The following is a 21,910-nucleotide window of genomic DNA, read 5'->3' as shown; positions in this document are numbered from 1 at the left end:
ATGAATGGAGTTCATAATGTTATTGGCCGGTGCAATTTTTTTACTCACTCTCGTTTTGGTTATCTGGCAACCTCGTGGGTTGGGTATTGGCTGGAGTGCCTCGCTTGGCGCAGTCCTTGCGCTTCTGACAGGTGTTGTTCAACTGAGTGATATTCCGGTGGTCTGGCAGATTGTCTGGAATGCGACCGCTACCTTTATCGCGGTTATCATTATCAGCCTTCTGCTAGATGAGTCAGGTTTCTTTGAATGGGCTGCTCTGCATGTGGCTCGTTGGGGCAATGGCCGTGGTCGGTTGCTGTTTACCTGGATTGTCCTGTTAGGCGCAATGGTGGCAGCACTGTTTGCGAATGACGGTGCTGCACTGATCCTGACGCCTATCGTGATTGCGATGCTTCTGGCGCTGGGTTTCAGCCCAGGGGCAACGCTAGCTTTTGTGATGGCCGCAGGATTTATCGCCGATACGGCCAGCCTGCCTCTTATTGTTTCGAATCTGGTAAATATTGTCTCGGCTGATTTCTTTAACCTCGGATTCGCAGAATATGCCGCGGTGATGGTGCCGGTTAACCTGGCGGCCATTGCAACCACGCTGGTGATGCTGCACTTGTTTTTCCGCAAAGATATCCCCGCCGTATACGACATTTCACTGTTAAAAGAGCCGAAAGCGGCAATCCGCGATATCAACACCTTTAAAACCGGCTGGCTGGTTCTGGTGCTGCTGTTGGTGGGGTTCTTTGCTCTGGAGCCACTCGGGGTACCGGTCAGCCTGGTCGCTGCCGTTGGCGCGCTAATTTTGTTTATGGTGGCGAAAAAAGGCCATGCCATTAATACCGGCAAGGTACTACGTGGCGCACCGTGGCAAATTGTTGTCTTCTCGCTGGGGATGTATCTGGTGGTTTATGGTCTGCGCAATGCGGGTCTGACCCACTACCTTTCTTCCCTGCTCAACCAACTGGCAGAACATGGCTTGTGGGCGGCGACATTGGGCACTGGGTTCCTGACGGCATTCCTGTCGTCGGTGATGAACAATATGCCGACTGTTCTGATCGGCGCGCTGTCGATAGATGGCAGCACTGCCACCGGTGTCATCAAAGAAGCGATGATTTATGCCAACGTAATAGGCAGCGATCTTGGCCCTAAAATTACCCCAATCGGCAGTCTGGCAACGTTGCTGTGGCTGCATGTATTGGCACAGAAAAATATGACGATTACCTGGGGATATTACTTCCGGGTGGGCATTGTCATGACTATCCCTGTGTTATTCGTCACGCTGGCGGCATTAGCCCTGCGGTTGTCAGTAGCACTGTAATTTTTTGTTTTAACAAGAGATCATCACCATGAGCAATGTGACTATTTATCATAATCCCGGTTGTGGAACGTCCCGTAACACGCTGGAGTTAATTCGTAACAGCGGCACTGAACCGACGGTTATTTTGTATCTGGAAACGCCTCCCACTCGTGCGGAATTGGTAAAAATGATCGCCGATATGGGGATTTCGGCGCGGGCGTTGTTGCGTAAGAATGTCGAACCGTATGAGCAATTAGGGCTGGCGGAAGATTCCTTCAGTGACGAGCAGTTAATTGATTCTATGTTGCAGCACCCTATTTTGATTAACCGACCGATTGTGGTTACCCCTCTGGGCACACGGTTATGCAGACCTTCCGAAGTGGTATTAGATATTTTGCCTGATGCGCAACGCGGCGCGTTCACTAAGGAAGATGGTGAACAAGTTATTGATGCACAAGGTAAACAGTTCAAGAACTAAATACGATCAAGGGAGCACAGGCTGCTCCCTTGGTTTTCCCGCTAGAAGAGTAACTGCGTCAGATACCCCATCATCACGGCCATGCCTAAAATCACCGTCAGGAAGGCAATAATCATCGGCATTCTGAACATAGATTTAAGCAGAATCACCTCTGTTAAGCTGGCTCCCGCACTGCCGATAATTAGCGCCATGACTGCGCCAGTTCCCATCCCTTTAGTCATTAAAACAGACGCCAGCGGGATCACGGCTTCCGCTCTGATATAAAGTGGAATACCGATAATCGCACTCAATGGGACGGCAAAAGCGTTATTGCTCCCGGCATGGCTGGCAATCCACTCGGTGGGAACAAAACCATAAATAAAAGCGCCAATCAGCACCCCTGCCAGCAGATACGGAAAGACTTCCTTAAACTGTTTCCACGCCTCCTGCCATGCCTGCTTCATCGCTCCTGGTGTTGATGCTGTTGATACCTCACTACGCGTGCTGACACAGCATGAACTACCCGTTTTAATAGATTGAATGTTTATCCGAACCGGTGTCGTGTTGCTGTTACAACATGAGGCTACCTGAAGTTTTGTAATGGGTGCAGAGCAGCCTACGGGAGAAGATATTCCTTTGCGCTTCTCGTTAATGACATACCGTTCAAAACCGAACTGACTCAGAATGAGACTGGACAGCACTGATACGACAGTGGCGATAACAATATAGAGCAGAGTGATTTTCAGCCCGAAAGTCGCCCACATCAAGCCAACAATAATCGGGTTGAGCAGCGGCGAGACAAACAGGAAGGTCAGCGTCGGACCAAAGCCAGCTCTGGCTGACAGCAACCCACGTAACATGGGAATCGTCGAACAGCTACAAAATGGGGTGATCGCCCCGAGCAAAGCCGCAATGACATAGCCTCTGCCCTTGCGTGCCCCCAGCATTGCCTGAATTTTGCTATCTGGAATCTTCTGCCGTAGTAAATTGACGCCCAGGCTAATCACCAGAAACAACAGCGACAACTCGGCGGCCAAAAAAAGGAACATCTTTGACGCATCGGACAGCATTGTTAATCCATTACTCATCTTCATCTCCTCACAAATTAAAAAAAACTATATTTCTAGTATATTCGAAGTGATTTGTGGGGCAAAAGATATTTCTGGTATTATCGAAATATCAGTTATCGGGAGGTGAGATTATGCAACTGGAAATGGTCGCTAAAGCATTGAAAGAGTTGGGGCACCCTACACGTCTGTTTATTTTCAAACATCTGGTCAAAGCTGGCAGTCAGGGATTACCCGTAGGTGAACTACAGAAACAGTTAGAGATACCGGGGTCGACGCTTAGCCATCATATTTCAGCGCTGGTATCTGTGGGTCTGCTGCAACAAAATCGGGAAAGTCGGACACTGATGTGTGTCGCACAGTACGATGTTCTTGCAAGCATTATTGAGTACTTACAAGATGAGTGCTGCATCAATGGGTCAGAAACTATTCCGGAAAAATAACGCTGTAGCGGCAGAATCCAGGGCAGCCGAATTTTGCTCCGGATACACATATTTTACCAGGCTTCTGGCTCCCTTAACATATGCACAATATTGCATGGATTCATTATCCACCCCCCTTTAAAACCCTCGGGTAAGAGTTCGACACTGTCACAACGAACTACCCCATGTTCTTGTATATGCTGCTGCGCCAGGTTGAAATCAGGAGTAAACAGTTCGAGCCACACTTCGGCCTGGCTCAAACCTGGCGCTTCATCGATCCACAATCGATTTGGGCCAAGTACGAAGCCGGTGGCCGGTAATTTGTCTGTGATTTCAGGGAGTCCAAGAGTATGACGATAAAAATCAAGCGTCTGTTGATACTGATGTGAGGGGACTTTGATGGCAATATCAATCCCCCCCTTAATTTCTGCGTTCATAAGCATGACCTAATTCAGAATCGGTGTGAATCAGCTAAGCCTGGTACAAACCTCGGATCTATCAACTTGCTGAATATGATTTCCTCGTTTTACAAAGGGAATCAATAATATTGAATGTTACCCAGTGGCATTTTTCAGCACCAAACGATGGCGTGACTATCCGTACGCTGACGCCGCAGGAAGTGGCAAGCTGGAAAGTGATCACGCAGTATCAACAGGTACAAGAAAACTGGGTGAAAGCACAGGAAGCAAAAGGTGTTAAAGATGCGGCGCAGACGCTCAAGCAAGTGACCGCCATTATGAACGAGAGCATGAAAAAATAGTGTTTCCCTGTCGTCATGACGACCGGTTGTTAGTCACCTTTCCGGTAAACTATTTGTGCGCAAAATTCATACTGCCCTTTACTTTCAATACATCGTACCTAAAATAATTCACTTCATTTCTTCTCTATAGGTATTACGCCAATGCGCCATTGATGCTGCCGTCTGTCTGACGGCCAATTGAGTTGCCCCGCCTGTTCGGGTCAGTTTCTGGCATCTATGGAGTACACCATGACGAATACTTATATCGCGCTGGAAAGCGTCGAATTCACCTTACCTGACGGCACCCCGCTGTTCACGCAACTCACTGAAACTTTTGACACCCGTCATACCGGCCTTGTTGGGCGAAATGGCGTGGGTAAAAGTGTGCTCTCGCAGATTTTAGCAGGGCAAATTCCACCGTCATCCGGGCGCTGCACACGTTCCGGTACCGCCTGGTATCTGGCACAGCAGATTGTCTATCCGCCGGAGTCTACCGTTGCGGATCTTGCCGGTGTGCAGGCAACGATTGACGCACTGGAACGCATCGAAATAGGCAGCGTGTCTACGTCCGATTTTGATCTTGTTGGCCAGCGCTGGGATATCCGTCAGCAATTACAGTTTGAACTTGAAAGATGTGGGCTCGGGCATCTTGACGCCTCCACGCCTGTCAGCCTGTTAAGTGGTGGTGAAGCGATGCGCGTTTCGCTGGCTGGTGCCTGGCTGTCGGAGGCTGATTTTTTAATCCTTGATGAGCCAAGCAACCATATCGACAGCACCTGGCGGCGGGCGCTGATTAACCAGTTACAACGCTGGCAGGGTGGGCTGTTGGTCGTAAGCCACGATCGGCAACTGCTGGAGTCAATGCAGCGAATTGTGGAATTGTCATCACTGGGTTTGAGTAACTACGGCGGAAACTACTCTTTTTACGCGCAGCTTAAGGCGCTAGAAACGCAAAATGCTCTGCAACTACTTGAACAACGCAAACGTGAGCGCCAGCGCGAACAAAAAGCGCTTCGTGAGCAGAAGCAACGGCTTGAGAAGCGGCAATCCAGGGGAAACCGACAAGGACGCGAAGCCAACCAGGCCAAAATTTTACTGGGCGGGCAAAAACAACGCAGTGAAGCATCAGCTGGGAAATTAAACCAGCAACATCTCGCCACCCAGGTGCTACTCGATAAACGGGTACATGAAGCGGCAACTCAGGTAGAGGAAAACTCGGCGATTGTGGTGCATTCCCTGGCAGTGAATTCACCTGGCAGACGCATGGTTGCTGAACTCAAAGATGTGCAACTTCCCTATGTGGCTAACTTCCCTGCTCCTCTGAATCTGACGATAACCGCCCAGCAGCGCATCGGCGTCGTTGGGGATAACGGATGTGGGAAATCGACATTAGTAAAAGTGCTGGCGGGCCTGCTTCAGCCATTGTCCGGGGAGTCTTGTGTCTCACGCAGTTCCGCGTGGCTCGATCAGCACCTCACGAGCCTTGACCCACAATGCACTGTTCTGGAACAGATCCAGCTCGCCAACCGCACTGCTGGTGAAGCGGATTTACGCATGCGGCTGGCGCAGCTCGGCCTTGATGCTGACAAAATCCAGATCCCCAGCGGCCTGCTGAGTGGTGGTGAACGCCTGAAAGCGGCTTTGGCTTGTGTGCTGTACGCCGACCCAATCCCACAACTCTTGCTGCTTGATGAACCCAGTAACCATCTGGATTTAATTTCCATACAGGCTCTGGAAATTATGCTCTGCAGTTACCAGGGGGCATTGGTCGTTGTTTCACATGATGAGGTCTTTTTGCAGAATCTGAATTTATCCGACCGGTTATCAATAACTAAACATGGTTGGCAACTTCAGGTCTGGAGTATTTCATGACCGGGATTTATCGCATAACAGCGCGTTATCGCGGTATCACGAACAGTGATTTACATTTTGGACAGAGCAATGTTTGCCCCTGACGGATTTTATTTGCTGGATGTGAAGATTTGCTTCCACAAATAGGACATGTCACCGAGCTATTTGCCGCATTACCGAAGCGCTTCATTGCGTAATCTAAGAGGGACATGATGATTAGCCATTTCAATGAATGAAGTTCATCGTATCACGCCCTGAACAAATAGCGCACAAGTTATCCTGTGGCCGATCTCTTCGGGCGTGTATGGCTACGGCAAAGGCAAACGGGCATTTAATAACGCTAAATTAAAATGTTTGCCACAACCCTTCTTCAGCCTGTTTCAGTGGATTAGCAGGAACTTTCCTGGGTGTGCCAGTTACGAGCACCCTTTCTTCGTCGCCAAGACGCAAATTATTAGTTCTGGTTTGCAATTCCACAACCTGGTCTTTTAACACATCCGAAGAGTGAGCCAGTTCTACCACCACTGCCGCATTGCTGTGTGTAACTTTTTCCAACTCTGATAACGCGACAGTAATTTGCTGGATCCCTTTTTCCTGTTCATTAGTCGAGATAAAGATGTGCTCCATCAGCAAATTAAGATCGTCGGATCCCGAAACAATATCGTGCATATTTTTTTCTGCTTCAGAAACCAGTTTCGCGCCCTGCATCACATTAATATTCGTTTGCTCAATTAACGACTTAATATTTTTGGCAGATTCTGAACTTTTTTTCGCTAATACTCTGACTTCACCGGCGACGACAGCAAAACCCTTACCGTGCTCACCCGCTCTGGCGGCTTCCACTGCGGCATTTAATGCCAGGATATTGGTCTGGAATGCAATACCATCAATTATGCTAATAATTTCAGTCATTTTCTTTGAGCAATCGGTAATCGACACCATATTTTCGGTCAGCTTATGCATCAAATCACTGCCATGCCCGGCAGATTTATGTGCTTCGCTGGTGATGATGTTTAGCTGGCGGGTGTTTTCTGCATTACTCCGGGTCCCTGCGGAAATCTCTTCCATGCTGGCGGCGGTTTGCATCAACATCGCCGATTGTTGTTCGGTTTTTACCGATAAATCCGCACTTTGGTTGGCAAGAGTGCTCGATAACTCACTGGCTGAATTTGAAGACCTCCTGATATCCATAACCAAATTGGAGATTTCTTTTGCCAGGCTGTTTATTCCGGGAATTAATTTCCCTGCACAGTTATTACCAAACTCACGTATAGATATGGACAAATTACCTGTATTGATTTCATCAATATTTCTTTTAACTTCATTAATCGGCCTGACAAGATATTTAGTCATGTAAGCCCATAAGATGAGCACTAAAACGACACCGATCACAGTTAGCATAAGTAAAATATTAACATTTGCTAGTAACAGGAAGGCTATTAAATCCATGGCAGTAATTGCAATTGCTGTAAAAACAATAATTACGGTTCTTACGCTGTAATCTTTAAACATGTTCAGACCTATTACATATTTCGCGGGTACTTATATATATCGGCGTTATTTATGAAAGATCCAGTGCGCAGTTAAAATCAAAGCTAAATACTGACATAAGCAAATGGCGAAGTTTTTTACACTTCCTTACAAGAGAGGATGGAAAGCAGAGGTGGAACAAAAACATAAAAAAACGGTGCGCCAGGCACCGTTTTATTCTGTATTACTTACCGTTCAGAGCGTCATCTGGCCAGTATTTATAGCCGTTAACCATGGCCTGTGCAGCAAGGCCTTTTTCTGTCATTTCATAGACGTAAAGCTGTTTAGGTAACTCGACTGAACTTGGTGCGACAGCACTTGCCGAAGCATTGACTGCAGGCAAACCTTTATCGTCATATTTTGCCGCAGCATTTGCATCAGCGCCAACAATATAACCATTTTTAATAAAGTCGCTCAGCGCTTTGCTGTCATTAAAGACCAAAACGGTGCGTAATTGCTTAACGCCCATCCCGACACCGGCTCCAGCCTGAGCCATTTTCATATAGGTGTCTTTGCCGCTTCTAAGATCTTTCACCACGCCATAACCACTGCCGAACCCTAACACCAGGATTTTGCTGCTATTATTTGAGAATACGGCGTACCCTTTAGACTTCAGAATCTGTTTACGAGCCTCAGGATGAATCTTATACAATTTAGTTAACGTATCAATTCGCATTTGTTGGATAGTGTTACGTTGCTGGCTAGCGGTATCGCCTTTAGCGCTACAACCGGCAATAGCCAAAACTGCAATAAGAAGTATTTTTTTAAACCGCATGTGATCCCAATCCATTTTAAAGAACGGTCATTAAACAACCAGAGTTGTATAAATACCGAAAATAAGGACGCGAATTTTATGACACAGTCGATGTTGTGGTTAATTCTTTTGTGCTAAGCCTGATTTTTTTGTTTAATTTTAAACAAACAAGATATTGCCTAATTACCATTAATTTTGGTAATGGTTTGGGGCGTAGATTAGAATAGATAAACCAGCACTGCCATGATCACAACGGTCAACGCTATAAAAGCGATAGTGGCAGAAAAACCACCTAAAGAGTCCATATTGTCACGGGTGTTTTCATTTAACTTGTCAATGGCTTCCTGCTTACTTTCCGCCTCAAACTCCAGCGGATATTTTTTAAAGCCGTCTTGTTTTAGCTTTTTGATATCGTCTTTCGACAGTGCGCTACGGGCAAAAATTTTCGTGGCTTCGTCTTTGACGTAAAACACATACTTTTCCATACACCATTCTCCTCTGTGCTCGCACCCACTATAGATAGCCTGGATATCTTCAAGTCGAAGACCATCATAAACCAGTCACCGCTCATAAAAGTTTAACCTGGTTAAAAAGTTGCGCGGTTTCCTGGAAAAAAAATGCGCAAAAAATCATTGTCAGCGAAGGTCTTTAATTTGTCGAAGTGTGTGATATAAAGACAGACCTCGCGAAAAAGTGACCACAGTTTGACTAAACTCACCGTGGTCGCCACACAAGTCTAAGATGCGCTCCGCGCAATTCTCGACCAGCGTCCTTAAATGCCTGAATGGTTTTAGGCTCGTTACAGGTTTTGCTCCACTCAGTGCGCAACCTGAATACCGACAGGAACGCTTTATGAATAAACCCCTTATGGTAATTTTCACCACTATTGCTCTTGATGCCGTGGGTATTGGTCTTATCTTTCCGATCCTCCCCTCGCTATTAAAAGACATTACCCACAGTGGCAATGTCGCCATTTATATCGGTACATTGACCGCGTTGTATGCTGCGATGCAGTTCGTGCTCGCACCCGTTCTTGGCACGCTCAGCGACCGTATTGGCCACCGGCCTGTGATGTTGTTATCTCTCGGTGGCGCGGCGGTAAATTACCTGTTTCTCGCCTTTTCACCGAATCTGGCATTACTGTTTGTTGGCCGCGCCATTGCTGGTATGACGAGCGCCAATATCTCCGTCGCCACCGCTTATCTGACAGATGTCTCCGCACCTGACCAACGTGCGCGGCATTTTGGTCTACTCAATGCGATGTTTGGACTCGGCTTTATTGTCGGCCCGTTACTGGGTGGAATTCTGGGAGACTATTGGGTGCGCCTGCCATTTATCGCGGCGGCGGTACTCAATGGCTGCAATTTTCTGCTCGCGCTATTTGTGTTGCCTGAGTCTCATCAACCTGAACGCAAGAAACTCGACCTCACGGCACTTAATCCACTGAGGCCATTTCGTTGGATCTGTTCCATGAAAGGGCTAATGCCAGTAGTACTCACCTTCTTCATTCTTAGTGCCACCGGCGAAGCTTACGGGATTTGCTGGGCACTGTGGGGGTTTGACGCCTTTGGCTGGAATGGTTTCTGGATAGGTTTATCGCTGGGAGCATTTGGCTTGTGTCAGGCGCTGGTACAGGTATTTCTGCCAGCACCAGCGGCAAGGCTATTTGGAGAACGCGGTGCGGTGTTCGTCGGAATCAGCTGCGCCTGTATTGCCCTGATGACCATCGCCTTTGCGCATGAAAGCTGGATGGTGTTTGCGATTATGCCGCTGTTTGCGTTAGGCGGTATCGGCACACCAGCGCTTCAGGCGCTGGCAACTCGCCAGGTGGATGCCGATAGTCAGGGGCAATTCCAGGGGGTACTGGCTTCCGCCGTGAGTCTTGCCTCGATCATTGCCCCGCTGTTCTTTTCCGCTTTTTATTTCGTTGTACAGAAACAGTGGCCTGGCGCTATCTGGCTTTCGGTGGTGGCCGTTTATTTGCTCGCTATTCCTTTGGTGATGTTAGGTACACGCAAACCCGCAACGGCAACAGCCTGACAGGGATGTTTACGGACTAGCAGCAAAGGCTGCTATCCTGTGCGCCATTGTTTCTGTAAATGATTTACCTAATGAATTCTTCAATGTCTGGAAGTCTGCTCTGTGTCCGCGACCTCACCCTGTGTTTTTCCGGTCACTCGCCGCAAGTTAATGCGGTCTCTTTTGATGTTAACGCCGGGGAGTTTGTCGCGATTATTGGGCCGAATGGCAGTGGGAAATCAACATTGCTGCGCCTTATCATCAGCGAACTCCAGGCCGCCCGTGGCGAGATAGTGATTCAGGGTAGAACGTTACGGACGATGAAGCCGCTTGAACGGGCGCGCCGTGTGGCGCTGCTCACCCAGCATGACAATGCGGACTCACGGCTGACAGTCAATGAGTATGTGGCGTTGGGTCGCATACCCTGGCAAGCCGAACACACGCAAACTGAACATAACGAAGCGATTGCTGGTGCGATCAATGATGTCGGCATCAACCACTTGCGGCAGGTGGCGCTGGGGAAATTATCCGGTGGAGAACGACAACGCGCTGGCTTTGCCCGTGTACTGGCGCAAAAACCGGCATTACTGTTACTTGATGAACCGACAAATCATCTCGATCCACTCGCTCGCCACCAGTTACTGAACCTGGTTAAGCACAAAAACATCACTACGCTTGCAGTACTTCACGATCTTGAATTGATTCAACCGTTCTCAGACCAGGTGCTTATGATGAATGCCGGGCGCCTGGTTTGCCGTGGTACGCCCGCCGAAGTGTTGGATTCACCCTGGCTTGCGCAGGTTTTCGGCATGCAGAGCCTGCACGTTACCCATCCCAAAAATGGCAAAACGGTGCGTATTTTTGAAGCCCTGGCCTCAGAAGTTAATGGTTATACAAATAACTAATCATTAATTGATCTAATCGAATCCATTCACACTATTAATTCCTGTAAGGTGCAACGCCTGATGAATCAGGAGTTTGTGTGAAAAATTTAATGCTTGCGGCACTGTTAGCCGCACTTACCGGTACTGCCGGTGCCTCTGGTTTTCCGGTAACTGTCGATAACTGCGGAAAACCGCTGACCTTTACCAAAGCCCCTAAACGCATGGTCGTTCATGACATTAACCTGTCCGAAATGGCGTTTGACCTGCACCTGCAACCCAAAATGGTTGGCATTACCGGTGTTTCTGGCTGGTACAAAAACATCCCGGCGTTTAGGCGATTACAGGGAGATATTCCTGAGCTTGCCGCCAAATATCCGTCAATGGAAACCCTGCTGGCTGCCCAGCCTGACCTCTTTTATGCTGGCTGGAACTACGGTCTGCGCGGTGATGTCACTCCGCAAGCGCTGGCAAAATTCAATATCAAAACGCTTATCCTGAGCGAAAGCTGTATTCACGTTGATAGCCACCGCCCACGCGCCAGTATGGATTTGCTTTACGGCGATATGGAACGACTGGGTAAAGTGTTTGGCAAAGCAGAAGATGCAGCAAAACTGGTGAGTCGCTGGAAAAAGCAGGTTGCCGATTTAAATAACAAAACTGCCGGACGCAAACCGCTGCGCGTGTTTCTTTACGACTCCGGTGAAGATAAACCCTATACCAGCGGGGCTTACGCCATGCCAACGGCGATTATCGAAGCTGCTGGCGGTAAAAATGTCATGGATACGCTGAACAAAAGTTGGGCATTCAGCAACTGGGAAAGTGTCGCCGCGACCGAGCCTGAGTTCATTATTTTGGTGGACTATCAGTCAGATTTTAATGGTGGAGCTGACAAGTTACAGCAGTTCCTCGAACAGCATCCGTTAATGAAAAACACGCCAGCCGTTATTCATCACCGCTACCTGAAACTTAAATACCAGGAGCTGACGCCCGGCCCTGCCAATATCACCGCGATCGGCAAAGTCGCCCATGCGCTTTACCCTGGCGCATTCAACTGATGTACGCCGATAAACGATTTTTAGTGGTGTGGATTATTGCGCCGTTTCTGTTGGCGGGTTTAACACTGGCAAACGTGGCGAAAGGCAGCGTGCCGCTCTCTTTTTCCGACGTGTTGACCGCGCTGGATTTAATGCCAGGTGAAGTCTCGCCGATGATAAAAAGCATCGTGCTGGAGTTGCGTGTGCCGCGCACGTTACTGGGAATGATGGCTGGAGCAGGCCTGGCGCTGGTCGGTTCGCTGCTACAAACCACCACGCGTAACGACCTGGCTGACCCTTTTCTCTTTGGCTTATCTTCTGGCGCTTCTGCGGGTGTTGTACTGGTGACTACCCGTCTTGGCAGCACTCTTGGCATGTGGACTTTGCCCATCGCCGCGTTTGCTGGCGGGATGCTTTCTGCGGCAGCGGTGATGATTATCTTTATGTCTCAGTCGCATAAAGGGACAGAGAAGTTGATTATTTGCGGGCTGGCAGTGTCATTTTTGTTTGGTGCGCTCACTAATTATCTGATTTTTTCCGGCGACCAACGCACTGCCAGTCATGCCCTGTTTTGGGCGTTAGGGGGGCTGGGTTTGGCGCGCTGGGATAACCTTGGCTTTGCCGCCATCGCCCTGCTTCTGCTTATCGCATTCATTTCACTACGCTGGCGTTCACTGGATGGCTTGCTGGCGGGTGAACAGACTGCCTGTTCGTTAGGCATTAACGTGACACGCCTGCGTAGTGAAGTCTTTCTTTGTTGCTCAATGGCGACAGCAATCTTCGTTTCACTCACCGGTGTCATTGGTTTTGTGGGGTTGATGGTACCTCATTTGGCACGACCATTTGCTGGCGTGCGGCATCGCAGATTATTGCCGCTGGTTGGCATCCTGGGCGCAATCCTGCTGTCTGCCGGAGATTTGTTGAGCCGAACACTCATTGCCCCACAGGAACTGCCAATCGGGATTATCACCGCAGGTGTTGGCGGAATGTTTGTGTTGGTTATCATATTGCGTAGAGGGAGCTAAGGATCAGGAACCACAAATTGCAGTCCCCGCTGTGAATCGTTATTCCTGCCCTTTTTTACTCTGCCAATTTGCCCACGGGCTATCAGCAGGGGGTTCTTTTTGAGCAACTTTTTCGTCTTCTAAAGAATCAAGATACAAATCTTCGACTTCTTTACGCGCCCATGGGGTACGGCGTAGAAACTTAAGGCTGGATTTCACGCTTGGGTCACTTTTAAAACAATTGATGTTGATGCGTTTTGCCAGTTCTTCCCATCCAAAACGTGCAACTAAAGCATTCACAATGGCTTCAAGTGTCATGCCGTGCAGAGGGTCTTTCGATGAGTGGGTCATAATGCGTCCAATGAATCTGAATAATGGCGCATACGATAGCAAATTAACGCCCGTTCATCTTTCTAATCGATAACTTTCCTTCCTGGCCGACGGCAGGTATCCTGGCGAGGCGTACATTCATCAAAAGAATGAAAAGGATTAGATAATGAAACATGCAGTATGGACCCTGTCGCTTGCACTCCTCACCAGCACTTCTGCACTGGCTACGGATGCTAAACTCCCTGCCCCGATTAGCGCCTTACAGCAGCAAGGATTTGAACTGAAAGGTGAATTTAAAGGTCCAGGTGACTTACCAGGCTATGTGATGCAGTTTCAGGGACAAGGCACTACCGTGTTCCTGACCCCGGATAAACAGCATGCGATTATGGGAAATCTGGTCGATGCCAGCGGTAAAAACCTCAGCGATGCTCAGGTAGAGAAATGGGTTTATGCGCCGATGGCTAAAGAGATGTGGCAAAAACTCGAGAAAAATCACTGGATCGCAGCAGGTAAAGCTGACGCCCCGCAGATTGTTTACGCCTTTGCCGATCCTTACTGCCCGTATTGCACCCAGTTTTGGCTCAACGCACAACCGTGGTTGAGTTCCGGCAAAGTACAACTGCGTGTCTTAATGGTTGGGATGTTGCGCCCGGATAGCGGTCAAAAAGCCGCAGCCATTATGATGTCTGACGACCCGGCAAAAACGCTGGCGGAATATGAAAACAGCAAGGGCAAAATGACGTTAAACGTCCCTGCGACCATCAAACCAGAAATCACCAAAGCTCTTGAAAACAACCTGGCATTAATGGACGAACTGGGCGGCAGCGCCACACCGTCCATTTACTACCTGAACAAAGACGGGCGCCTGCAACAACATCAGGGTCTGCCTGACGAAGCCACCATGAAAACCATTATGGGCGACGATAAATAAAGGGATTTTGTTGGATGGCGCTGCACTTATCAGACCTACAAACCGCATGATTACTGGTTTTGTAGGGTGGATAAGCGCAGCGTCATCCACCAATCAAGCCACAAGTTAACCGGTTTTGTAGGGTGGATAAGCGCAAGCGCCATCCACCAATCAAGCCACACGTTAACCGGTTTCGTAGGGTGGATAAGCGCAGCGCCATCCACCACATTTTTTGATGCTTAGCAGTAACGAGCAACCGCAGCACGCATGCCCTGGCTCAGAATAACCTGCAAATCTTCGCTAACTTTAGCCACCAGACCCGCGGCTTGAGTCAAATCCTGGCCCCAATGATCGCTGTCGCTTAACACGGCCTCAACCAGTTGCTGCACGGTGATTTGCTTGTCGCCCAGTGATGTCCAAAGCTGTTGATAACGAACCAACCAATGCTCGTCATCCTGCAATGGATAGCTTTCGTTGTTGCGTTCGCCCTTATAGAAGGCAATCAGTGCCGCCAGTGCGAAAGTCAGACGCGGAGGCAATGTCCCGCTCGCCTGCTGGCCCGCCAGCAATTGCGGCAGAATACGGGTGCGGAATTTAGTCATGCCATTCAGCGCGATGGATAACAACTGGTGCTGAATATACGGGTTCTGGAAACGGCTGGTGACCGCCTGGGCGAATGACTGTAATTCGTCGCGCGGCAAATCCAGGACAGGAATAATCTCTTCCGCAATGGTTTTTTCCACAAAACCACACACTTCGGCATCGTTCATGGCTTCGCCAACGGTATTCAAGCCTGCCAGATACGCAACCGGAACCAGTGCGGTGTGAGCACCGTTGAGGATCGCTACCTTGCGTTCTTTATAAGGCTTAATGTCATCAACAATCAGCACGTTCAGCGGGAATTTATCCAAGCGCAGTTCCTGAGCCAAAGATGCCGGCCCCTGAATCACGAACAGGTAGAAGTGTTCTGCCGCCGCGAGGAAACTATCTTTATAACCGAGTGAATTTTCAATCTCGGCAGCTTCGTCGCGCGGGTAACCGGTCACGATACGGTCAACCAGTGTTGAACAGAAGGTGTTGGCGTCATTCAGCCATTGAATGAATGCTGCTGGCAGTGCCCATTCTTGCGCGTAACGCAGCACCAACTCTTGCAGTGCATCGCCGTTATAGTCGATCAGTTCGCAAGGAATGATCACCCAGCCTTTATCGACCGCACCGTTGAAATGGCTGAAACGTTCAAACAGCAAACGGGTCAGTTTAGCCGGATAGCTTACCGCTGGCGCATCTGCAAATTTATCGCCCGCGTGGTAGCTGATACCCGCTTCGGTGGTGTTGGAGAACACAAAACGCATCTCTGGGTTATGTGCCAGCTTAAGGAACGCGTCGTACTCTTGATAGACGTTGATTTCTCTGTTTACTGAGCGAATCAGACGTGCGTCACTTACCGCTTCGCCCTGCTCGTTCAGGCCACGGATAACCGTGGTGTAAAGCCCATCCTGGGTTGATAACGACGGTGGGAATGCACTGTCGATCGGACGTACAATCACCACGCCCGCATTTAAGTCCGTATGTTCATTGAGTAAATCGACTTGCCAGTCAATGAAAGCGCGCAGGAAGTTGCCCTCACCAAACTGGATAATACGTTCAGGATATTGAGCGCCAGGGAAATCATGACGATTTAGAGTTTTCACTATGTTGTTCCTTGGTGTGTACAGGATGAACGACTAGAAATATCCCAAACAAATTATCAGAACCCAACAAAGTGAAACCCCGTTTTGATCAAACAAGAGTTGTTATACCAATTATTTTTGGTACGACAACTAATAAAATGTCGGCCTCATCACACTAACTATTAATAACGAACTCGCTCAACGACGCTCTGCTGGTCTGGTTGCGCCCGTTGCGCTTGGACAAATACAGGTACTTATCCGCTTGCGCGAGCTGCGAGTTAAACGCATCGAGAAGCGTTTGTTGTCCTGGAGTCGTTGTTGCAAGGCCAATACTGACGGTGATAAACAGCGTTTGTTGCTGGTAACGAAACGCGGTGCGTTCAATATCCTTACGGATTTGCTCCGCGATGGCATACCCTTTTTGTTCGGTATCCGTGCTACAGGCCACCACAAACTCCTCACCGCCAAGACGCGCGACCAGCCCTGTTTCACCGACGATTTCGGATAAACGCCGGGCGAAAGCAGCCAACACCACATCGCCACATTCATGGCCGTGGTTATCATTAATACGTTTGAAATAGTCGATATCCAGCAACATCACGCAGAGTTTTTGCTCAGGTTGATGGTTCAGTGGTACGGTGTTTTTCAACGCTTCATACAGACCTGAACGGGAATAAACGCCAGTAAGGTAGTCATAATCCGCACGCAGCGAGGTTTGCTTAATCAGCCGATTGATTGCATCTACACTGACGGAAACAATTAGCGGGCAAATCGCCATCGTGGCGATTCCCAGACGGGCAGAGAACATCTCACTCACTACCAACGGGGTATCGGGGGAAAGCGCAACAATCGAATTTGCCAGCAGAATAATCTCTGCCCCACCGGTTAATAGCGTCAGCAACGCCGTCACCGGCAATGGATAACGAATGGCACACCAGATAAGCGCGGGTAACGGGAACGCCAGGCTACCGGCACCGCCAATCACCACCGAAGCAAGAATTGAAATGACAACGCCAAGCAATGGGTAGAGTTTCGACAACTGCAAAGCGGGCAACGCCTTCCACTGCGGCCATTTGGTCATTAGCAAAAACGGCATCATTAACACACCCGTCGAAAACTGTTCGCTAAACCAGTCAGCGAACAGCGAAATAAAGTGACGATAATCAGATGATGGGCCAGTTGAGCCAATGGAGCCTAATAAAGAGCTGAGAACGGCACCAATCAAACAGGTATAAAAAAGATTAAACGCATTAAGCGCCCAATTGTTTTCATCCTGGGTTCTGGAATATCGCAGTAATAAGCGGGCGACGATAATAATAAATACCATGTTAGAGAGGTTTATTATCGCCGATTGCCATCCCCAGTGGGTGGTGACGACGTCGTAAACCACCATCGCACTATAGCTGACAACATAATAAACAGGCCGGTTCAGGAACGGGTGGCGGACAAACACCGCCGCCAGCACCGCGTTGAGCGGCCAGAACAGCGACAGTTCATCAATCAGGCGAAGTGACGCGCCGAAAAAATAGAACAGCGTGGTAATGACAAATATATTAACGGCATTCGCCAGGCGTTTTTTAGGTGAAAATAACGTCATCTGCTTTTGAATAGATATGCTTTTTTGATTCATATTTATGTATGCACTGCTTAGAGAGTTAATACACCTGAATGAGTGCAAAAATAAATTTTAGCTTAAGTTTAAAAGATTGATCGGCCAATCCGCTGTGCGAGGATTTCCAGCGCGGCCGTTCCGGCTAACGAGTTACCCGAGGTATCCAGTTCCGGGCACCAGACCGCAATAGACATCTCATGCGGAACGATGGCAATAATGCCGCCGCCAACACCGGATTTACCAGGCATACCCACTCGATAGGCAAACTCACCCGCACCATCGTACATTCCACTGGTCACCATTAACGCATTTATTTGTCGGGCTTGTTGTGCACTAATAATTGGCTCATCAAGGTGTAATGCACACCCTTGATTTGCCAGAAATAAGAAAGTTTTCGCCAGTTCATTGCAGCTCATTTTTAGTGCGCAATAGTGGAAATAATTCTGCAGGACGGTAATCACATCGTTATCGAAATTACCAAATGATTTCATCAGCCAGGCGATGGCAGCATTACGCGCCGAATGCTCGAATTCAGATTTCGCAACGCGGCTGTCATAGGCCAGATCGGGTTGTTGGGCTATTGCGCGCACCACTTCCAGCATGCGCTGTTTCGGCGCACTCAGGCGTGTTTGCAGCATGTCGCACACTACCAATGCCCCGGCATTAATAAACGGGTTACGGGGTTTTCCCTGTTCAAGTTCTAACTGGAGTAATGAATTGAAAGGCTGCCCCGAAGGCTCTTTACCCACGCGCTGCCAGATTTCGTGCTCATCATAACGCGCCATCGCCAGCGCCAGGCTGAGCACTTTTGAAATAGATTGAATCGAGAAGCGTTCTGCGGCATCTCCGGCGCTGAAGACTTCACCGTCGACGGTACAAACGGAAATCCCCAGTTTATTGCCCGGAACTTCAGCCAGTGCGGGAATATAATCAGCGACTTTACCCTGACCAATGAGTGGCCGAACCTGCGCCAGAATATCTTCGAGTAATTGATTATCTAACAAACCTGGCACTGCAAACTCCTGAATGGCGGGTATTTTACGCCCGCCAGTATATCAGACTGCGTTCGTTGCAGGCAGGTGAAAACCCGAAACTAACGCCGGTCTTTCCATACAGTTTGCACATTACAAAACTCATGCAGACCAAAATGGGAAAGCTCGCGGCCAAAACCACTTTTCTTCACGCCGCCAAATGCCACGCGTGGGTCGCTGGCGCTGTAGCCATTAATAAACACACCGCCACATTCAAGGCGTGCGGCAAATTCTTCTGCGAGTTGGCTATTGGTGGTAAATACGGTGGCTGAAAGCCCAAAGTCACTGTCATTAGCCAGTTCCAGCGCATGTTCGGCATCACGGGCGACGGTAATCGTGGCGACTGGGCCAAACAATTCTTCACGAAATGCCACCATCTCTGGCGTGACATTCCCCAGAACGGTTGGCGCATAGAAATTGCCCTTACCCGCCACTTTCTCACCGCCAAGTAGTAAGTTCGCCCCCTGTTTAAGTGACACTGTAACCTGGTGATACAGCTCATCACGCAAATCATAACGCGCCATCGGCCCAATGTAGGTGGTTTCGTCAGTGGGATCGCCCATTTTTAAAGCTTGTACTGCCGCAACGAACTGCTTCGTGAATACGTCAACAATTCCTGCCTCAATAATGAAGCGTTTGGCCGCTGCACAAACTTGTCCAGTATTCTGATAACGCCCGGCGACAGCCGCTTTAACGGCTTCATTAAGATCTGCGTCATTCAGCACGATAAAGGGATCGGAACCTCCTAACTCCAGTACACATTTTTTCAACGCAGCACCGGCTTGCGCGCCAATCGCAGCCCCCGCTCGCCCACTACCAGTGACGGTAACCGCTGCAATCCGCGCGTCGTTAATCGCCCGGCTCACACCTTCAGGTGTCACATTGATCACTTCAAACACCCCTTCAGGGAAGCCCGCTTCGCTGAACAACTGTTTGATCAGTCGCGCACTTCCCATCACATTTGGTGCATGTTTCAGTACATAACTGTTCCCTGCCAAAAGAATCGGCACCGCACCGCGCAACACTTGCCAGAATGGGAAGTTCCACGGCATCACAGCCAAAATCGCACCCAGAGGACGGTATTCAATCACCGCCTGTTGGTTTTCCACTGGTGTACTTTCGGTCGCCAGCATCGCCGGGCCGTGTTCGGCATACCAGTCACATAAATTTGCCGATTTAGCCACTTCGCCACGCGCCTGAACAATGGGCTTGCCCATTTCAGCGGTGATCATTTGCGCTAAAGCTTCCGCATTGTTGCGAAGTGCCGTACCAAGAGCCTGTAATTTCTCTGCACGACCCGCCAGCGACACCTGCCGCCAGAGGTTAAACGCCGCATGATTCCCCGCCAGCGCGTTATCTAACTGTTGAGCCGACTCAAAAGGTGTGGCTGACAGTTGCTCACCGTTAGCCGGATTAATGGAAATAGCGTGTGTGTTCATAATGCCCCCAGAGTTCAGTTGATGCCCTCACCTTAATCGCCCGTGACAATCATGAAAAATGAATAATAATGAGTGAGTCATTCACGAATCGAGAAAGCTTTATGGATCTTACGCAACTTGAAATGTTTAATGCGGTAGCAGAAACCGGCAGTATCAGCGCCGCGGCGGCGAAGGTACATCGCGTACCGTCTAATCTCACTACGCGTATTAAACAACTTGAAGCCGATCTCGGTGTGGATTTGTTTATCCGCGAAAACCAACGCTTGCGCCTTGCGCCCGCCGGACACAGTTTTCTCAGCTACAGCAAACGCATTCTGGCGTTGGTTGATGAAGCACGGATGGCGGTTTCAGGCGATGAACCACACGGTTTTTTGATGCTCGGTTCGCTGGAAAGTACGGCGGCGGTGCGCATTCCCGGTATTTTAGCGTTGTTTAACCAACGCTTCCCCAAAATTCAGCTTTCGCTCGCCACAGGCCCGTCAGGTGATCAAATTGATGGTGTGCTGGACGGGCGCTTGTCGGCGGCCTTTGTCGATGGCCCGGTCATGCATCCGTCGCTTGAAGGAATTTCGGTCTATGAAGAAGAAATGGTGATTGTCGCCCCTGCGGGCCACGTAATGATTACCAATGCCCGGCAAGTCAGCGAAGCCAGTATTTATGCGTTTCGCGCCAACTGCTCGTATCGACGACATTTCGAAAGCTGGTTTCACAGCCAGCAATCAGCACCCGGTAAAATTCACGAAATGGAGTCGTACCACGGCATGCTGGCGTGTGTCATAGCGGGGGCAGGCATTGCATTGATGCCACGCAGCATGCTGGAAAGCATGCCCGGCAGCCATCAGGTCTCAATATCGGCATTGCCGGAAGAGTGGCGGTTCCTGAATACCTGGCTAATCTGGCGACGGGGTGCGAAAACCCGACAACTCGACGCGTTTATCGGGTTACTGGAACAAACACCTTAGCCGCGCAACAGCACTTTTCCAACTAGATAGGTGGCGGCTTGCCCGGCGATATGCACCCTGTCACCGACTAACTGGCAGCGTAAATCACCACCGCGTTGGGAAACCTGGCGAGCCAACATCTGGGTTTTACCAAGCTTTTGAGCCCAATAAGGGATCAGCATGGTATGCGTCGATCCGGTGACGGGATCTTCGGTAATTGACGACGCGGGCGAGAAGAAACGGCTGACAAAATCATAGCCTTCGTCATTGGCCGGTGCGGTGATACAAACCTTTTGATTCAGCCCCAGCATCAGCTGGAAGTCAGGTTTTATTGCTTCAACCTGCTGTTGCGTACTGAGCACTACGGTGTAAGTACGCCCCAGGCGGACTTCCTGATATTCACTGATCCCCAATGAGTCCAGCAACAACTGCGGCGGTGTGACCGGCTCGCTGCTGGTGGCCGGGAAATCCAGAGTTAACCAATCGCCATTTCGCGTGACGGTCAACGGGCCCACAAATCGCGTTGAAAACTGAATTGCAGTTTCCGGGTAATTCAGATATTCAAAAATCACATGCGCGCTTGCCAGCGTTGCATGGCCACAAAGGTTAACCTCGCCTTGCGTGGTAAACCAACGCAACTCAAAACCCTCATCGGTGGTGACAAAAAAAGCTGTTTCCGATTGATTATGCTGTCGTGCCATTGCCAGTAAGGTTGCATCTGGCAGCCATTCCGTCAGCGGGCAAACCGCAGCAGCATTGCCACCAAAAGTGGTGTCCGTAAACGCATCGACCATATAAAAATCAATTTGCTGCATGGCATTTTCTCCCTCGGTAAGCCTATGACTTCTACCATGTCATAACTTCCATGAAAATCACCACAATAAAATGAGACTTAAATCACAAAATTGGTTGTACAGCTGGTTTGATGGTT

General features: G+C 49.4%; 23 protein-coding genes. 11 read left to right on the top strand and 12 right to left on the bottom strand.

What is annotated here, in order from left to right:
* Window positions 1-16: 16 nt before the first annotated feature.
* Complete coding sequence (locus EC843_RS01415) at window positions 17-1,306, top strand: arsenic transporter (RefSeq protein WP_133521470.1); 1,290 nt, start codon at window positions 17-19, stop codon at window positions 1,304-1,306.
* Between the two features lie 28 nt (window positions 1,307-1,334).
* The gene (gene arsC, locus EC843_RS01410; RefSeq protein WP_133521469.1) at window positions 1,335-1,763 is read left to right on the top strand and encodes a glutaredoxin-dependent arsenate reductase; all 429 of its coding nucleotides are present in this window, start codon (window positions 1,335-1,337) and stop codon (window positions 1,761-1,763) included.
* Window positions 1,764-1,804: 41 nt separating this feature from the next.
* Here the strand turns inward: arsC and EC843_RS01405 are convergent, their stop codons facing one another.
* Window positions 1,805-2,830 (bottom strand): permease, encoded by a 1,026-nt coding sequence (locus EC843_RS01405; RefSeq protein ID WP_064546769.1) that lies wholly within the window; start codon window positions 2,828-2,830, stop codon window positions 1,805-1,807.
* A 113-nt stretch (window positions 2,831-2,943) separates the two neighbouring features.
* Here EC843_RS01405 and EC843_RS01400 point away from each other — a divergent pair, with 113 nt between their 5' ends.
* Complete coding sequence (locus EC843_RS01400; RefSeq protein ID WP_064546771.1) at window positions 2,944-3,252, top strand: metalloregulator ArsR/SmtB family transcription factor; 309 nt, start codon at window positions 2,944-2,946, stop codon at window positions 3,250-3,252.
* A 53-nt stretch (window positions 3,253-3,305) separates the two neighbouring features.
* On the opposite strand, the gene EC843_RS01395 is transcribed toward EC843_RS01400, so the two are convergent.
* Window positions 3,306-3,668 (bottom strand): hypothetical protein, encoded by a 363-nt coding sequence (locus tag EC843_RS01395; protein ID WP_133521468.1) that lies wholly within the window; start codon window positions 3,666-3,668, stop codon window positions 3,306-3,308.
* Between the two features lie 110 nt (window positions 3,669-3,778).
* Here EC843_RS01395 and EC843_RS01390 point away from each other — a divergent pair, with 110 nt between their 5' ends.
* Together EC843_RS01390 and EC843_RS01385 are read left to right on the top strand one after the other, a co-directional pair.
* Window positions 3,779-3,991 (top strand): hypothetical protein, encoded by a 213-nt coding sequence (locus EC843_RS01390; RefSeq protein WP_133521467.1) that lies wholly within the window; start codon window positions 3,779-3,781, stop codon window positions 3,989-3,991.
* Between the two features lie 228 nt (window positions 3,992-4,219).
* A complete protein-coding gene (locus EC843_RS01385; RefSeq protein ID WP_133521466.1) occupies window positions 4,220-5,842 on the top strand; it encodes an ABC-F family ATP-binding cassette domain-containing protein in 1,623 nt (540 codons plus the stop codon).
* A gap of 25 nt (window positions 5,843-5,867) precedes the next feature.
* On the opposite strand, the gene EC843_RS01380 is transcribed toward EC843_RS01385, so the two are convergent.
* The 4 genes from EC843_RS01380 to EC843_RS01365 form a co-directional block, all read right to left on the bottom strand.
* Complete coding sequence (locus tag EC843_RS01380) at window positions 5,868-6,032, bottom strand: YnfU family zinc-binding protein (RefSeq protein ID WP_074388569.1); 165 nt, start codon at window positions 6,030-6,032, stop codon at window positions 5,868-5,870.
* A 134-nt stretch (window positions 6,033-6,166) separates the two neighbouring features.
* Complete coding sequence (locus EC843_RS01375) at window positions 6,167-7,333, bottom strand: methyl-accepting chemotaxis protein (protein WP_133521465.1); 1,167 nt, start codon at window positions 7,331-7,333, stop codon at window positions 6,167-6,169.
* 202 nt (window positions 7,334-7,535) lie between these two features.
* Window positions 7,536-8,126 (bottom strand): YSC84-related protein, encoded by a 591-nt coding sequence (locus EC843_RS01370; RefSeq protein WP_064546778.1) that lies wholly within the window; start codon window positions 8,124-8,126, stop codon window positions 7,536-7,538.
* A 197-nt stretch (window positions 8,127-8,323) separates the two neighbouring features.
* Window positions 8,324-8,590 carry a hypothetical protein gene (locus tag EC843_RS01365; RefSeq protein WP_064546780.1) on the bottom strand — a complete coding sequence of 89 codons (267 nt, stop codon included), beginning with the start codon at window positions 8,588-8,590 and terminating at the stop codon, window positions 8,324-8,326.
* A gap of 367 nt (window positions 8,591-8,957) precedes the next feature.
* Between EC843_RS01365 and EC843_RS01360 the strand changes: the two genes are divergently transcribed.
* The 4 genes from EC843_RS01360 to EC843_RS01345 all read left to right on the top strand — a co-directional run bounded on the left by EC843_RS01360 (window position 8,958) and on the right by EC843_RS01345 (window position 13,067).
* A complete protein-coding gene (locus EC843_RS01360) occupies window positions 8,958-10,145 on the top strand; it encodes a TCR/Tet family MFS transporter (protein WP_133521464.1) in 1,188 nt (395 codons plus the stop codon).
* An 83-nt stretch (window positions 10,146-10,228) separates the two neighbouring features.
* Window positions 10,229-11,029: an ABC transporter ATP-binding protein gene (locus tag EC843_RS01355; RefSeq protein ID WP_243739109.1), complete on the top strand. Its 801-nt coding sequence runs from the start codon at window positions 10,229-10,231 to the stop codon at window positions 11,027-11,029.
* A gap of 77 nt (window positions 11,030-11,106) precedes the next feature.
* Window positions 11,107-12,063 (top strand): ABC transporter substrate-binding protein, encoded by a 957-nt coding sequence (locus EC843_RS01350; protein WP_133521462.1) that lies wholly within the window; start codon window positions 11,107-11,109, stop codon window positions 12,061-12,063.
* Window positions 12,063-13,067 carry an iron ABC transporter permease gene (locus tag EC843_RS01345; protein ID WP_133521461.1) on the top strand — a complete coding sequence of 335 codons (1,005 nt, stop codon included), beginning with the start codon at window positions 12,063-12,065 and terminating at the stop codon, window positions 13,065-13,067. Before EC843_RS01350 ends, EC843_RS01345 begins: the two co-directional genes overlap by 1 nt.
* A gap of 39 nt (window positions 13,068-13,106) precedes the next feature.
* On the opposite strand, the gene EC843_RS01340 is transcribed toward EC843_RS01345, so the two are convergent.
* A complete protein-coding gene (locus EC843_RS01340; protein WP_064546791.1) occupies window positions 13,107-13,397 on the bottom strand; it encodes a VF530 family protein in 291 nt (96 codons plus the stop codon).
* Window positions 13,398-13,542: 145 nt separating this feature from the next.
* Between EC843_RS01340 and dsbG the strand changes: the two genes are divergently transcribed.
* Complete coding sequence (gene dsbG, locus EC843_RS01335; protein WP_133521460.1) at window positions 13,543-14,307, top strand: thiol:disulfide interchange protein DsbG; 765 nt, start codon at window positions 13,543-13,545, stop codon at window positions 14,305-14,307.
* 218 nt (window positions 14,308-14,525) lie between these two features.
* Here dsbG and EC843_RS01330 read toward each other — a convergent pair whose 3' ends face one another.
* The 4 genes from EC843_RS01330 to sad all read right to left on the bottom strand — a co-directional run bounded on the left by EC843_RS01330 (window position 14,526) and on the right by sad (window position 20,038).
* Window positions 14,526-15,977, bottom strand: a complete 1,452-nt coding sequence (locus EC843_RS01330) for a tagaturonate reductase (protein ID WP_133521459.1) — start codon at window positions 15,975-15,977, stop codon at window positions 14,526-14,528.
* A 154-nt stretch (window positions 15,978-16,131) separates the two neighbouring features.
* The gene (locus EC843_RS01325; protein ID WP_133521458.1) at window positions 16,132-17,586 is read right to left on the bottom strand and encodes a GGDEF domain-containing protein; all 1,455 of its coding nucleotides are present in this window, start codon (window positions 17,584-17,586) and stop codon (window positions 16,132-16,134) included.
* A 68-nt stretch (window positions 17,587-17,654) separates the two neighbouring features.
* The gene (glsB, locus tag EC843_RS01320) at window positions 17,655-18,581 is read right to left on the bottom strand and encodes a glutaminase B (protein WP_064546799.1); all 927 of its coding nucleotides are present in this window, start codon (window positions 18,579-18,581) and stop codon (window positions 17,655-17,657) included.
* Between the two features lie 80 nt (window positions 18,582-18,661).
* The gene (sad, locus tag EC843_RS01315) at window positions 18,662-20,038 is read right to left on the bottom strand and encodes a succinate-semialdehyde dehydrogenase (protein ID WP_133521457.1); all 1,377 of its coding nucleotides are present in this window, start codon (window positions 20,036-20,038) and stop codon (window positions 18,662-18,664) included.
* Between the two features lie 101 nt (window positions 20,039-20,139).
* Between sad and EC843_RS01310 the strand changes: the two genes are divergently transcribed.
* Window positions 20,140-21,000 (top strand): LysR family transcriptional regulator, encoded by an 861-nt coding sequence (locus EC843_RS01310; RefSeq protein WP_133521456.1) that lies wholly within the window; start codon window positions 20,140-20,142, stop codon window positions 20,998-21,000.
* On the opposite strand, the gene EC843_RS01305 is transcribed toward EC843_RS01310, so the two are convergent.
* Complete coding sequence (locus EC843_RS01305; protein ID WP_064546804.1) at window positions 20,997-21,794, bottom strand: PhzF family phenazine biosynthesis protein; 798 nt, start codon at window positions 21,792-21,794, stop codon at window positions 20,997-20,999. The two genes, EC843_RS01310 and EC843_RS01305, sit on opposite strands and share 4 nt — an antisense overlap.
* Window positions 21,795-21,910: the final 116 nt, after the last annotated feature.

It is taken from the genome of Buttiauxella sp. JUb87 (assembly GCF_004361975.1).
Taxonomy (GTDB): Bacteria; Pseudomonadota; Gammaproteobacteria; order Enterobacterales; family Enterobacteriaceae; genus Buttiauxella; species Buttiauxella ferragutiae.
Note: the sequence above shows the minus strand (reverse complement) of the source record. Positions and strands in the feature narration are given on the sequence as shown.